This is a genomic window from uncultured Flavobacterium sp. (assembly GCF_963925415.1).
GTDB lineage: Bacteria > Bacteroidota > Bacteroidia > Flavobacteriales > Flavobacteriaceae > Flavobacterium.
The window spans coordinates 1-14307 of the sequence record NZ_CAWUTS010000086.1 but is presented as its reverse complement, the minus strand read 5'-3'; the positions used below and the strand labels follow the sequence as shown (position 1 = coordinate 14307).

Genomic DNA, 14307 nt, shown 5'->3' with positions numbered 1-14307 from the left:
CCATTTTTTCATAATTTCTAGTTTTAAATTTAAATTTTAATCTGACCCCAAGTTCAGATATACATTATTAGTCTATTCTAAGCTTGAATAGTTTCATTTTTTTTTAATAAAATTAGATACCTTCTTTAAATTTTATTAATTTATTTTTAATTGACTCTAATTTTGATATGATATCAAATTTGTCTAAAGTTTTTTGTTGGTTTTCTTTTAAATGTAATTTTGCGCCTTCAAGTGTAAAGCCTCGTTCTTTAACTAAATGATAAATTAATTGGAGATTTTTTATGTCTTCTTGGCTAAACTTTCTATTGCCTTTTGCATTTTTTTTTGGTTTTAAAACGTCAAATTCTTTGTCCCAAAAACGAATCAAAGAGGCATTAACATTAAAAGCTTTTGCAACTTCTCCAATGCTAAAATATAATTTATCTGAAGGTAATTCGATGTACATGTATGTTATGTATTAATCCAATGATTGATTTTCTTGATTGGCTATTGTAGAAATATTAATGTATTCTTCAGCTGAAATACTACCATAATAAAAATTAAGGGGGTTTACTTTCTTACCGTCTTTTATTACTTCATAATGCAAATGTGGTGCCTGACTTCTACCTGTACTTCCAATGTATCCAATAACATCACCACGCTTAACTTTTTGACCTTTTCTGACTTTATATTTGCTCAAATGGGCGTATAAAGTTACATATCCAAATCCGTGATTTATTTCAATATGATTTCCATAGCCAGACAATGAATTGTCAGCATTTTTTACAACTCCGTCACCAGACGCATAAATAGGTGTGCCTTGAGCTGCAGTAAAATCCATTCCATAATGCATTTTTCTTGCTTTTGTAAACGGGTCACTTCTATATCCAAAACCAGATGCCATACGCTTTAATTGTTCATTTTTTACGGGCTGTATTGCTGGAATAGCTGCTAAGAGTTTTTCTTTTCCTTTTGCTAAGCTTATGATTTCGTCTAAAGATTTGGATTGAATAACCAATTCTTTTGTCAATACATCAATTCTTTTGGTGGTTTTAAGCACCAATTCAGAATTTTTAAATCCCAGTAATTCTTTATATCTATTTACCCCTCCAAAACCTTCTTTTCGTTGTTCTTTTGAAATAGCTTCGCCGTTAAAATATACCCTATAAATATTGTTATCTCTATCAGCTATAGCTTCTAAAACTTCTTCTATTTGATCAATTTTTTTATTTAATAATCTGTAATTAATACTCATGTTCTTAATTTCTCTTGCTTGTAATTTATCTTTAGGTGTTTCAAGATAACTGCTGTTTATCAAAATAATAAAACTTAATAAACCAAATAAACCTGCGGCTAATAAAAACAATAAAAAGTAGCCAATTTTACTCCATTTATTGCGATGAATTTTTTTATAGGATAAATTTTCTGGATCGTAATAATATTTTACCTTAGACATTATTTAAAATATAGTATTTTTGTCCCAAATTATAATAAGGGACCTTGATTATGAAAACAAATTTAAGAAATGTTACATTCTAATCGGCGTTTTAATTTAAAAACTTTTAAAACGAATAAAAGTTACAAAATATTTAATATAAAAAAATGAAATCAGAAGAAATAAGAAAGCAATTTTTACAATTTTTTGAATCAAAAGGACATTTAATCGTTCCATCGGCACCTATTGTGTTAAAAGATGATCCAACGTTGATGTTTAATAACTCAGGAATGGCCCAGTTTAAAGAATATTTTTTAGGAAATGCTCTGCCAAAAAGTAATCGAATTGCCGACACACAAAAATGCCTTCGTGTTTCAGGTAAACATAACGATTTAGAAGATGTTGGTTTTGACACTTATCATCATACAATGTTTGAAATGTTAGGAAACTGGTCTTTTGGAGATTATTTCAAAACGGAAGCTATTAATTGGTCTTGGGAGTTTTTAACAGAAGTTTTAAAATTAGATAAGGATAGAATCTATGTTTCAGTTTTTGAAGGTAATCCTTCAGAAAATGTGCCTTTTGACCAAGAAGCTTTTGATTTGTGGAAACAATATGTACACGAAGACCGTATTATAAAAGGAAATAAAAAAGATAACTTTTGGGAAATGGGCGATCAAGGCCCCTGTGGCCCTTGTTCTGAAATTCATATCGATTTACGTACCAACGAAGAAAGAGCAGCTGTTTCAGGTTTTTCATTAGTAAATGCAGATCATCCTCAAGTAGTGGAAATTTGGAATAATGTATTTATGGAATTCAACCGTAAGGCTGACGGTTCTTTAGAAAAACTACCAGCTCAACACGTGGATACCGGAATGGGGTTTGAACGTTTATGTATGGCAATGCAAAACGTAACTTCTAATTATGACACCGATGTTTTTACACCACTTATTGAAAAAGTAGAACAAATTACAGGATTTAAATATACACCTAATAATGTCATTCTGAACGATAGTGAAGAATCTAAAGAACAAAACAAAACGAATATTGCCATTCGTGTAATTGTTGATCACGTTCGTGCAGTGGCTTTTGCTATTGCAGATGGTCAATTACCCTCAAATACAGGTGCAGGTTATGTAATTCGTAGAATTTTGCGTCGTGCTATTCGTTACGGATTTACATTTTTAAATACAAAAGAACCTTTTATTTATCAACTAGTTGAGGTTTTAGCTAATCAAATGGGAGAATTTTTTCCTGAAATCAAATCGCAACAAACTTTAGTTACTAACGTAATTCGTGAAGAAGAGGCTTCTTTTTTAAGAACTTTAGATCAAGGATTGCAATTGTTAGACAAAGTTATTAATGATGCAAAAGAAAAGGAAGTTCAAGGAGCAAAAGCTTTTGAATTGTTTGACACTTTTGGATTTCCAATAGATTTAACAGCTTTAATATTAAGAGAACGAGGCTACGGACTAGACGAAGGAGGTTTTGAAAAAGCCATGCAAGAACAAAAAAACCGTTCCCGAGCAGCGTCGGAAGTTTCAACTGAAGATTGGTCGGTTTTAATTCCAGGAAACGTAGAAACTTTTGTAGGTTATGACCAAACCGAAAATGAAGTTAAAATTACTCGTATTCGAAAAGTTGTTTCTAAAAAAGAAGGTGTTCTGTATCAAATTGTTTTAGACGCAACCCCATTTTATCCTGAAGGTGGTGGGCAAGTTGGAGATAAAGGAACTTTATTTTCAGCAAACGAGTCAATTGAAATCATCGATACAAAAAAAGAAAATAATCTTATTCAACATACAACTAAAAGTTTACCAGCCACTATTGAAGGACACTTTAGAGCAAAAGTAAATACGAATTTAAGAACAGCTTCAGCAAAAAATCATTCAGCTACGCATTTAATGCATCTGGCTTTGCGAACAATTTTAGGAACTCATGTTGAGCAAAAAGGTTCGTTGGTAAATTCAAATAATTTGCGTTTCGATTTTTCGCATTTTTCTAAAGTTTCAGAAGAGGAAATCCGTCAAGTGGAAACTTCTGTAAATGCACAAATTGAAGCCCAATTGCAGTTGCATGAACATAGAAATATACCAATACAAGAAGCATTAGACAAAGGAGCAATGGCTTTGTTTGGTGAAAAATATGGCGACAATGTGCGCATGATAGAATTTGGCGAAAGCAAAGAGCTTTGTGGCGGAATTCACGTGAAAAACACAGCCGATATTTGGCATTTCAAAATTATCTCAGAAGGTGCTGTTGCCGCGGGTATTCGCAGAATAGAAGCTATAACTGGCGATGCTGTGAAGAATTTTTACCAAAACCAAGAAAATACGCTAACAGAAATTAAAGAAACATTAAAAAATCCTCAAGATGTTTTAAAATCTGTAAATGCAATTCAGGAGGAAAACGCAAAACTAAAAAAGCAAGTAGAGCAATTAGTAAAAGATAAAATTGAAGGATTAAAAAATAGTTTGGTATCTCAATTTCAAGAAATAAACGGAATTCACTTTCTAGCAAAACAAGTTAATTTGTCTATGAGTGCAACAAAAGATTTGACACAAGTATTAGGTACATCACAGTCAAATTCATTTGTGTTTTTAGCTTCAATTGAAGATAATTTACCAAATATTCATTGCTATATTTCAAAAGAATTAGTTGCCGAAAAAGCATTAAATGCAGGAAATATTATTAGAGAATTAGCTAAATTAATTGATGGAAATGGCGGCGGACAACCTTTTTTCGCTTCAGGAAAAGGAAAAAAGGTAGAGGGAATTAAAGATGCTTTGGAGAAAGTAGGGTCTTATATTTAATAAATTAAAAAATAAATCATGAAAAATATAATTTCAATAATTCTATTAACTTTATTGCCTTTGTGTATGTTTTCACAGGGTTATAATACAAACATGCAAATGCAAAATCAGCAACGCATGATTCAACAAAATCAACAAATGTTGATGCAACAACAACAAATGAGAATGCAACAAGAGCAATTAAGAATGCTGATGCAAATGCAAAGAAAACAGTTTACAGACGAAGATTATCTAAAAAAAGAGGAAAAGAAAAAAGCAAAAACGGAAACTAAAAACATAAAATTAGAAGGAGAATTAACCAATTTGAAAAACGAGTTAAATTCCAATCAAGTTGAAGAAGCTGCCGAAAAGATTAAAAAAAATAATGCTAAAATTGAAACTTCTACAAATACAATTAACGCTTTAAAAACCTCAATCGAAACAAAAAAAGCCGAAATTGAAATAAAGAAAATAGAAATTGAAGCAAAAAAAGCAGAGAAAGCAGAGAAAAAGGCATTAAAAAAAGCTAAAAATTAAAAGACAAATTCAAAACAAATGTTAAAAGATCTGCAAAACTGTTTTTTTATTTACACACATTAATAAAAATACAAAACATGAAAAAACTACTTTATCTATTTAGTATTGTTGTACTTACGCTTACTTCTTGTTCTAGTGATGATGACTCAAATACCAATACTATTAACTCACAAAACTTGTTAGGAAAATGGTATGTTAAAGGAGGTACAATAAATAATGGAGCTTTTGAAAATTACGAACATGAATGTGCTTCAAGTAGAGATTTTCAAGAATTTTTTTCTAATGGGGAAATAACTTTTAATGGTTACAATACTTCTTGTGAATTAAATGAAATAGAAACTTCTAATTGGGTTTTAAACGGAGCTACTTTAACCATTTCAAATACAAATTTTGACCCAATGATTTATGAATATAGCTATACAATTGAAAAATTGGATGATAACGAATTAATTATAAAAGAAACCGTGACAGAGCCAGATGGGACGTTTGTTTATAAGTCCACATTTACAAGAAATTAATTTAATTTTTCAGTAAATCTTTTACATTTGAGTTTGAGTTAAAATCATAAATCACATGATTCGTACCAAATTCATAAAAAAAAATAAACTTCATTTTTGGTGTATCAAAAAGAAGCAATTCCCAACACTAGTAATGATGTTTTGGTCGTATTCATTTTCAATTATGGAATTGTCAAGATGTAAAAGGTTTGTTGTAAAAAATTGTTTGAAAATATTACGGATAGAAATACAGGTAATTACATTCTAGAAATATATAGTTTTTTGGAACGAATTGTATATAAATACCTATCTTGAAATTTTAAAAAATAACCAAAGACTAGACCTAACAGGTTTTTAAAACCCTTCAGGTCTTTCAATATTTAACTATGCAATTCACCACAAAAATTCCAATCCAAATCCCGAAGTTTCGAGACCAAAACCCTATAAATTATCAAAGTAACATAATGGCTTTGGGTTCGTGTTTTGCAGAAAACATGGCTCAAAAATTCCAATATTTTAAATTCCAAAATACATCCAATCCATTCGGAATTATATTCAATCCAGTTTCAATTGAAAAATTAGTGAATCGAATTGTAAACAAAATCGAATTTTCTGAAAAAGACATTTTTTTTCATAACGAACAATGGCATTGTTATGAGGTGCATTCCGAATTATCAAACCCTAATAAAGATGAGCTTCTTTCGACTTTAAACGGATTAATCAGTTCAACAAATAAACAAATAATCAGTTCAACACATATAATTATTACTTTCGGAACTTCATGGATTTACAGAAATATAGAATCCAACGAAATTGCAGCCAATTGCCATAAAGTTCCTCAAAAAAAATTTATAAAAGAGATTCTTTCGGTAGAAATTATCCATAAATCAATACAAAACACTGTCGAATTAATACAAAAAGTAAATCCAAATTGTAATTTCATTTTCACCGTTTCACCTGTTCGTCACATTAAAGATGGATTTGTAGAAAACACTTTAAGTAAATCGCATCTAATTGCAGCAGTTCATTCCCAAAACCTTCAACCTTCAACCTATTTTCCAAGCTACGAAATCATGATGGACGAACTTCGAGATTATCGTTTCTATGCCAAAGATATGTTGCATCCAAACCAAACAGCTATCGATTATATTTGGGAACGTTTTTCAGAAAACTATGTTTCTGATGAAAGTTTAAAAACTATGGAAGAGGTAGATTCTATTCAAAAATCATTATTACACCTACCTTTTAATCCGAATTCCGAAAGGCACCAAAAATTTACAAAAAGCATAAAACATAAAATTAATGCTTTAACATCAAACTACCCAAGATTTAAATTTTAAAATTCTAGTATTATTTAAACCAAATAAAGAAATGAACTAAATTTATAATTTACGCTCTAAACTCTGCCATGCTCCACCATTAAAACATTCTATGTCATTTTTTTTCAAAATTGCTATAGCCTGTGCGCTTCTCATGCCAGAACGGCAACAAGTAATTATGGGTTTGTTCCATTTTTTAACCTTAGCTATTTCGTCGTTTAAAACATGTAATGCTATATTTTTAGATCCTTTAATATGACCTTGCACATATTCTTCTTTTGATCTTACATCTAAAATAACAGCTCCACGAGCCAATACATTAGTTATGTTTTCTGATTTTTTTCCAAAACCTAACAAATCAAATAAGCCCATTTTAAATGTGTTTTAATTTTTTAATTGGTGTGTTAACGAAATATAATTCAATTTCAAAAGTACAATTAAATAAAATTGTTTTCAATAAAAGTTATCTAGCTAATTCAAATGTATTAATTTTGGTATTATGAAACCACTCGACAGAAAAACAGAAATAATTAATTGTGCCGCACAACTTTTCAAAGAAAAAGGGTATAGTGCAGTAACCATGAGGGATATAGCTCAAGCATTAGATATAAAAGCGGCTAGTTTATACAATCATATTAAATCAAAACAAGAAATATTAGTTTTAATTGTAATCGATATAGCAGAAGAGTTTACCAATAGAATTAATGAAATTGTAAATTCTGAAACAACTTCAATTCAAAAAATAGAAAAGGTAATTCAACTGCATATTGATATAACAATAAAAAACCCAGAAGCATTAGCTTGTTTAAATAACGATTGGATGCACTTAACCAATAACGAGTTATTACTTTTTATAAAAATGCGTGAAGAATATGAAGAAAACTTTAGAAACATAATAAAAGCAGGTATATCTTCAAACGAAATTAAAAACTTAAACCTCGAAGTTATAATTTTTTCAATGCTATCTACTTTAAGAACACTTTATCTTTGGTATGGTAAGAAAAAAGAACTTACAGAATCAGCCCTTAAAACCCATATGGTAGAAGTTTTGCTAAAAGGCGTTGTTAACTAAAATTCAATGTAAAAAAAACACACAATGTTTTCGCTACATTAAATTATTTTTACTAAATTTGCATAGTAAACTAACATTTGTTAGTTTTAATATTTAAATAAAATGGCAAAGTTTTATAGCATACAAATTAAAGATATATACAAAGAAACAAGAGATTGTTCGGTCATTACATTTCAAATTCCAAATGAATTAGTTTCAGAATTTCAATATAAACAAGGACAATACCTCACATTAAAAGCTTCAATTGAAGGTTTAGATGTTCGAAGATCGTATTCATTAAGTTCAAGTCCTGTAGAAAATATATGGCAAGTTGCGGTTAAAAAAATAAATGGAGGTTTATTTTCAACTTTTGTAAATGATACATTAAAAAAAGGAGATGTGCTCGAAATTATGCCTCCAAATGGTTTTTTTAATGTACCGGTCAATTTAAAAACACCTAAAAATTATATATTTTTTGCTGCAGGAAGTGGAATAACTCCAATACTTTCAATTTTAAAAACTCATTTAGCATTAGAGCCAAACAGTACCTTTAAATTATTTTATTTGAATAGAAGTGTAAAAACTATTATCTTTAAAGAAGAAATAGAGCAACTTAAAAATAAATATTTTGATCGTTTTGAAATTTTTCATTTCTTGACTAAAGAAAGCAGAAATATTGAATTGTTAAACGGGCGTTTTACAAAAGAAAAGTTACGCGTTATTACCAGTAAAATTATTGACGTTCCTTCTGTTGACGAATGTTTTATTTGTGGACCTAAAGAAATGATATTTCTTATCCGAGATGAATTAGTTACTGCGGGTTTAGATAAAGAAAATGTACATTACGAACTTTTTACATCATCAATTACAGATGAAGATAAACTTAGAATACAAAGAATAGTAGAGCATAAAGCTACAGGAACTGATGTTACTATTATTGATGGTGGAAAAGAATTTCACTTTGTTATGGAAGATGAATATGATACTGTTTTAGACGCTGCATTAGCAGCTGGAGCAGATTTGCCTTTTGCCTGCAAAGGAGGTGTTTGCAGCACATGCAAATGTATGGTTATAGAGGGTGAAGTAGAAATGAAAGTTAATTATGCTTTGGACGCTCATGAAGTAGCTCGTGGTCTGGTTTTAAGTTGTCAAGCTGTACCAACAACCGATAAAGTAGTAGTAGATTTCGGATATTAAATAAAAAAGAGAATAGAATTATTATTTATAACTAAATACTAACGACTAATTACCAAAAAAATATGTCAGACAAAGAAGTAAAAAATTTAGAAGATTTATTTGATGCAAAAATTGCCCGCGACGAAAAAATCGAACCAAAAGATTGGATGCCCGAAAAATACCGTCAAACACATATTCGTCAAATGTCTCAACATGCACATTCTGAAATAGTAGGAATGCTTCCAGAAGGAAATTGGGTAACACGCGCTCCCTCGTTAAAACGAAAAGTAGCTTTATTAGCTAAAATTCAAGACGAAGCGGGTCACGGTTTATATTTATATTCTGCTTGTGAAACATTAGGCATTTCTCGTGAAGAATTGTACGAACAATTGCATTCAGGTAAGGCAAAATACTCCAGTATTTTTAATTACCCAACTTTAACTTGGGCAGACATGGGAGCAATTGGTTGGCTCGTAGATGGAGCAGCAATTATAAATCAAGTTCCATTGTGTAGTACTTCATTCGGACCTTATGCAAGAGCAATGGTTCGGGTTTGTAAAGAAGAAAGTTTTCACCAAAGGCAAGGTTTTCAAATCATGATGACTTTAGCAGAAGGTACACCAGAACAAAAAGATATGGCTCAAGACGCCTTAAATCGCTGGTGGTGGCCATCTTTAATGATGCTAGGGCCTTTAGATGCAGAATCTATACATACAGAACAATCCATGAAGTGGAAGTTAAAACGAAAAAGTAATGACGATTTACGTCAACAATTTATCGACCAAACCGTTCCACAAGCCGAAATGATTGGTTTAACTATACCAGACCCAGATTTGAAATGGAATGAAGAGAAACAATCCTATGATTTCGGTGAAATGAATTGGGATGAATTTTGGCAAGTAGTAAAAGGCCATGGACCATGTAACAAAGAACGTATCTCAGCACGAATAAATGCTTGGGAAAACGGAAAATGGGTTAGAGATGCTGCAATGGCATACGCAGAGAAACAAGAAAACAAAAAACTAAATTTAGCAGTATAATTTAGGTGGTAAAAAGTTAAACCTACAACCTATAATCAAACAAACTATGAAGAATTGGCCTCTTTGGGAAGTATTTGTAAGAAGTAAAAATGGATTAGAACACCGCCACTGTGGCTCTCTTCATGCAAGTGATGCAACTATGGCATTAGAAAACGCAAGAGACGTATATACAAGAAGAAGCGAAGGTGTTAGTATTTGGGTCGTTCCATCTGCTCAAATCACCGCTTCAAATCCAGATGATAATGCAGAGTTTTTTGAACCAGCAACAGATAAAGTATACCGTCACCCCACTTTTTATGAACTACCAGATGAACTAAAACATATGTAAAATGAGAGAAAATTTGGTTCAATATATATATGGAATAGCTGACAACGCTCTAATTTTAGGACAACGTTTAGGGGAGCTTTGTGGTCACGGACCAAGTTTAGAAACAGATATAGCCATCACTAATACATCATTAGACTTACTTGGTCAAGTGAGAAGTTATTATCAATATGCCTCCAAATTACAAGGAGATGGAGTTACAGAAGATACTATTGCTTTTCTTCGTAAAGAAAGAGATTACAAAAATGTTCTGCTTGTAGAGCAGCCAAATCATGATTTTGCTTATTCGATAACAAGGCAATTCTTTTTTGATATTTTCCATTTACTCTTGCTTTCAGAATTGCAAAATAGCAAAGATGAAACACTTTCTGCAATAGCAAAAAAAAGCATTAAGGAAGTATCATATCATACTCGTTTTTCTTCAGATTGGATCAAACGATTAGGTGATGGTTCTGAAGAAAGTCATAACAGAATTCAAACAGCAATTAATGATTTATGGGAGTTTACCGATGAGTTATTTCATAAAACAGACGCAGATAACGCAATGATTTCTGAAGGAATTGGAGTAGACGTAAGTTTATTAAAAGAATCATTTTATAAAAAAGTAAAAGAAATTTTGACAGATGCAACCTTGCAAACACCTGATGTAAAATATTTTCAAAAAGGCGGTAAACAAGGAATTCATAGCGAGCACATGGGCTATATTTTAGCTGAAATGCAATTTATGCAAAGAAGCTATCCAAACATGAATTGGTAAAAAATGACAGAACGGTTAATACATATTGATCAAAAACTATTCGAAATTCTAGAAACAGTTTCAGATCCCGAAATTCCGGTTTTATCAATTATGGAAATGGGTGTGGTTCGATCTGCACAAGTAATTGAAGATATTGTTGAGGTGCAAATTACACCAACATATAGTGGTTGCCCTGCTATGGATGTCATTGAAGAAGATATTATAAAAGCATTTAAAGAAAAAGGATATATAGCTAAAGTCGAATTAATATTGGCACCAGCTTGGACAACCGATTGGATTACTACAAAAGGAAGAAAAGCATTAGAAAAATATGGAATTGCTTCACCATTATCTGAATCAGCTGATAAAGAAGCACTTCTTGGAAATAAAAAAGTAGTTAAATGTCCACAATGTGCTTCATTTAATACAAAATTAGTCAGTCAATTTGGCTCAACAGCATGCAAAGCATTTTTTCAATGCGAAGACTGTTTAGAACCTTTTGATTATTTTAAATGTCTTAAATAGTACTTAATAAATAGTCTTTAGTTAATAGAAAACAGAAAATAAAATGAGTTCAATTGTTTTAAAAACAGAAAATAATATTGCGTATATTACTTTAAATAGACCAGATGTTTTTAACAGCTTTAATCGCGAAATGGCTTTTTTAATGCAAAAGACATTAGATAATTGTGCAAATGATTCAAATGTACGAGCTATCGTAATTTCTGGAAACGGAAAAGCGTTTTGTGCGGGTCAAGATTTAAAAGAAGTGACCGATCCCGAATTAAACCCAGGGTTTAGAAAAATTTTGGAAGAGCATTACAATCCCATTATTCAAAAGATTAGAACCATTGAAAAACCTATAATTGCAGCTGTAAATGGAGTTGCCGCAGGAGCAGGAGCCAATATTGCTTTAGCTTGTGATATTGTTGTTGTAGTTGAAAGTGCAAGTTTTATTCAAGCATTCAGTAAAATTGGATTAATACCTGACAGTGCTGGAACATTTTTTTTGCCAAGATTAATTGGTTTACAAAAAGCAACAGCCTTAATGATGTTAGGAGACAAAGTTTCTGCTCAAGAAGCTTCAGATCTTGGAATGATTTATAAAGTGTTTTCAGTAGAAAGTTTTGAAGAAGAAGTTAATAAATTAGCTACAACATTAGCAAATATGCCAACGAAAGCATTAGGCTTAACCAAGCGATTATTAAATCAATCTTTGACTAATAATTTAGAGCAACAATTAGCTTTAGAAAGCGATTTGCAAATAGAAGCAAGTTCTTCAAATGATTACAAAGAAGGCGTAACGGCTTTCGTAGAAAAAAGAAAACCAGAATTTAAAGGGAATTGATTAACGATTAACGAATTTTGATTGTTGATTTTTGAACAAAAAAGTAAATATGAAGCCAAACCAATTAGAAGAGCGATTAATTCAATTTGCAGTAGATGTGATTTTACTTTGCAATAAAATTGATAAATCTTTTGCTTCACAACATTTAGCAAAGCAATTAATTCGTTCAGCAACATCATCAGCTTTAAATTATGGAGAAGCAAGAAGTGGAGAATCTACAAATGATTTTTTACATAAAATGAAAATTTGTTTAAAAGAATTAAGGGAAAGTTTAATTAATATGAAAATTCAAAAAGGAGCAAAATTGATTTCAGATATAGCTTTATTAGATAAATTAATAAAAGAAAATGATGAATTAATTTCAATCTTCGTAGCGAGTATAAAAACAGCGTCTTTAAAAAAACAATCATAAAATTTAAGATGGACGAAAAAAATCAAAAATCAGCAATCGTTAATCAGCAATCGTTAATCAATATTGCAGTAATAGGTTCGGGAACAATGGGAAGTGGTATAGCTCAAGTAGCTGCAACTTCGGGTTGTGCCGTAAAATTATTCGACCTAAACAATGAAGCTTTAATCAAAAGTAAAATAAATTTAGAAAAAGTATTAGATCGCTTAATTGTAAAAGAAAAAATTAATCAAGCAGAAAAAAGCAGAATACAAAATAACATTAGTTATGTAAATACACTTAACGAATTAGCTAATTCTGATTTGGTTATTGAAGCTATAATTGAAAATTTACAAATCAAACAAAAACTATTTTCGGAATTAGAAATAGTAGTCTCGGAAACCACAATATTAGCCTCAAACACATCCTCATTATCCATAACTTCCATTGCAGCTTCATGCCAAAAACCAGAACGTGTCATAGGAATTCACTTTTTTAATCCAGCACCTTTAATGCAATTAGTAGAAGTTGTGCCTGCGATTCAAACCAGTGATGAAGTTGTAAATAAAACGGTTCAAATTATTTCCGATTGGAATAAAATAGTCGCTGTTGCTAAAGATACTCCAGGATTTATAGTAAATCGCGTAGCTCGACCATTTTACAGCGAAAGTTTACGAATTTTAGAAGAAGGTTTTGCAGATATGGCAACAATCGATTGGAGCTTAAAAGAAATTGGTGGTTTTAAAATGGGACCATTTGAATTAATGGATTTTATTGGGCATGATGTAAATTATGTAGTTACCGAAACCGTTTTCACAGCATTCTATTTTGATCCAAGATACAAGCCATCTTTAGCTCAAAAACGTTTAGTTGAAGCGGGTTATTTAGGAAGAAAATCGGGTAGAGGTTTTTATGATTATAGTAAAGAATTACCAAAACCAACACACGATAAAATAAAAGCGGAATACATATTTGATAGAGTTTTAGTAATGCTAATCAACGAAGCAGCCGATGCTTTGTTTTTAAACATCGCTTCAGCAAAAGATATAGATAATGCCATGACCAAAGGAGTAAATTATCCAAAAGGATTATTAGCTTGGGCAGACGAAAAAGGAATCAATTGGTGTGTAGAAAAACTAGACGAATTATACAACGAATACCACGAAGACAGATACAGATGCAGTTCGATTTTAAGAAAAATGGCAAAATCAGGTAGTAGGTTTTTTTGAGTTAGTAGGTAGTAGGAATAGAAATTATGGAATCAAAATATCATTTTAAATTTGAAGATTTATTGGTTTACCAAAAAGCAATGCAATTTGGAGAAATAACTAATTCTCAAGTTAAGAAATTTCCAAAAGAAGAACGATTTGAATTCACTTCCCAATTTAAAAGAGCAAGTGATTCAATAGCTTTAAATATTGCAGAAGGTTCAGGAGGAACTGATAAGCAGTTTCATAATTATCTAGGAAATGCTTGGCATAGTGCACATGAATGTCTTTCTTGTAGTTCAAAAGCATTTTCAAGAAATTATATTTCAAAAGATGAAAATGAATTAAATAGAGAGTTTTTAGCAGAATTAACAAAAATGATAAGCAGTTTAAGAAATATAATTAGTAAACGAATAAACAGTTAGTATGTCAGACCTAAAACCTACGCCCAACCACCTAATACCATACAAAATGTT

At 31.0% G+C, this 14307-nt stretch carries 17 protein-coding genes; 14 read left to right on the top strand and 3 right to left on the bottom strand.

Annotation, left to right across the window (positions count from 1 at the left end; all coding sequences use genetic code 11):
- Window positions 1-112 precede the first annotated feature (112 nt).
- Window positions 113-445, bottom strand: a complete 333-nt coding sequence (locus AABM47_RS06915) for a MerR family transcriptional regulator (RefSeq protein WP_338410197.1) — start codon at window positions 443-445, stop codon at window positions 113-115.
- 12 nt (window positions 446-457) lie between these two features.
- The gene (locus AABM47_RS06910) at window positions 458-1435 is read right to left on the bottom strand and encodes a M23 family metallopeptidase (RefSeq protein WP_338410196.1); all 978 of its coding nucleotides are present in this window, start codon (window positions 1433-1435) and stop codon (window positions 458-460) included.
- Window positions 1436-1581: 146 nt separating this feature from the next.
- Between AABM47_RS06910 and alaS the strand changes: the two genes are divergently transcribed.
- The 4 genes from alaS to AABM47_RS06890 all read left to right on the top strand — a co-directional run bounded on the left by alaS (window position 1582) and on the right by AABM47_RS06890 (window position 6580).
- Window positions 1582-4227 (top strand): alanine--tRNA ligase, encoded by a 2646-nt coding sequence (alaS, locus tag AABM47_RS06905; protein ID WP_338410195.1) that lies wholly within the window; start codon window positions 1582-1584, stop codon window positions 4225-4227.
- A gap of 18 nt (window positions 4228-4245) precedes the next feature.
- A complete protein-coding gene (locus AABM47_RS06900; protein WP_338410194.1) occupies window positions 4246-4743 on the top strand; it encodes a hypothetical protein in 498 nt (165 codons plus the stop codon).
- A gap of 77 nt (window positions 4744-4820) precedes the next feature.
- Entirely contained in the window at window positions 4821-5261 is a 441-nt protein-coding gene (locus AABM47_RS06895) for a lipocalin family protein (RefSeq protein WP_338410193.1), read from the top strand.
- A gap of 365 nt (window positions 5262-5626) precedes the next feature.
- Window positions 5627-6580 (top strand): GSCFA domain-containing protein, encoded by a 954-nt coding sequence (locus tag AABM47_RS06890; protein ID WP_338410192.1) that lies wholly within the window; start codon window positions 5627-5629, stop codon window positions 6578-6580.
- A 42-nt stretch (window positions 6581-6622) separates the two neighbouring features.
- Here the strand turns inward: AABM47_RS06890 and AABM47_RS06885 are convergent, their stop codons facing one another.
- A complete protein-coding gene (locus AABM47_RS06885) occupies window positions 6623-6931 on the bottom strand; it encodes a rhodanese-like domain-containing protein (protein WP_338410191.1) in 309 nt (102 codons plus the stop codon).
- A 127-nt stretch (window positions 6932-7058) separates the two neighbouring features.
- Between AABM47_RS06885 and AABM47_RS06880 the strand changes: the two genes are divergently transcribed.
- The 10 genes from AABM47_RS06880 to AABM47_RS06835 all read left to right on the top strand — a co-directional run bounded on the left by AABM47_RS06880 (window position 7059) and on the right by AABM47_RS06835 (window position 14256).
- On the top strand, window positions 7059-7631 hold the full coding sequence (locus tag AABM47_RS06880; RefSeq protein ID WP_338410190.1) for a TetR/AcrR family transcriptional regulator: 573 nt from the start codon (window positions 7059-7061) through the stop codon (window positions 7629-7631).
- 102 nt (window positions 7632-7733) lie between these two features.
- The gene (locus tag AABM47_RS06875) at window positions 7734-8807 is read left to right on the top strand and encodes a 2Fe-2S iron-sulfur cluster-binding protein (protein ID WP_338410189.1); all 1074 of its coding nucleotides are present in this window, start codon (window positions 7734-7736) and stop codon (window positions 8805-8807) included.
- 62 nt (window positions 8808-8869) lie between these two features.
- On the top strand, window positions 8870-9826 hold the full coding sequence (paaA, locus tag AABM47_RS06870) for a 1,2-phenylacetyl-CoA epoxidase subunit PaaA (RefSeq protein ID WP_338410188.1): 957 nt from the start codon (window positions 8870-8872) through the stop codon (window positions 9824-9826).
- Between the two features lie 46 nt (window positions 9827-9872).
- The gene (paaB, locus tag AABM47_RS06865) at window positions 9873-10154 is read left to right on the top strand and encodes a 1,2-phenylacetyl-CoA epoxidase subunit PaaB (protein ID WP_338410187.1); all 282 of its coding nucleotides are present in this window, start codon (window positions 9873-9875) and stop codon (window positions 10152-10154) included.
- A gap of 1 nt (window position 10155) precedes the next feature.
- Window positions 10156-10908: a 1,2-phenylacetyl-CoA epoxidase subunit PaaC gene (gene paaC, locus AABM47_RS06860; protein ID WP_338410186.1), complete on the top strand. Its 753-nt coding sequence runs from the start codon at window positions 10156-10158 to the stop codon at window positions 10906-10908.
- A 3-nt stretch (window positions 10909-10911) separates the two neighbouring features.
- Window positions 10912-11412: a 1,2-phenylacetyl-CoA epoxidase subunit PaaD gene (gene paaD, locus AABM47_RS06855; protein ID WP_338410185.1), complete on the top strand. Its 501-nt coding sequence runs from the start codon at window positions 10912-10914 to the stop codon at window positions 11410-11412.
- Between the two features lie 43 nt (window positions 11413-11455).
- Window positions 11456-12235 (top strand): enoyl-CoA hydratase-related protein, encoded by a 780-nt coding sequence (locus AABM47_RS06850; protein ID WP_338410184.1) that lies wholly within the window; start codon window positions 11456-11458, stop codon window positions 12233-12235.
- Window positions 12236-12284: 49 nt separating this feature from the next.
- Window positions 12285-12647 carry a four helix bundle protein gene (locus AABM47_RS06845; protein ID WP_338410183.1) on the top strand — a complete coding sequence of 121 codons (363 nt, stop codon included), beginning with the start codon at window positions 12285-12287 and terminating at the stop codon, window positions 12645-12647.
- Window positions 12648-12655: 8 nt separating this feature from the next.
- The gene (locus AABM47_RS06840; protein ID WP_338410182.1) at window positions 12656-13852 is read left to right on the top strand and encodes a 3-hydroxyacyl-CoA dehydrogenase NAD-binding domain-containing protein; all 1197 of its coding nucleotides are present in this window, start codon (window positions 12656-12658) and stop codon (window positions 13850-13852) included.
- A gap of 26 nt (window positions 13853-13878) precedes the next feature.
- A complete protein-coding gene (locus AABM47_RS06835; RefSeq protein WP_338410181.1) occupies window positions 13879-14256 on the top strand; it encodes a four helix bundle protein in 378 nt (125 codons plus the stop codon).
- Window positions 14257-14307: the final 51 nt, after the last annotated feature.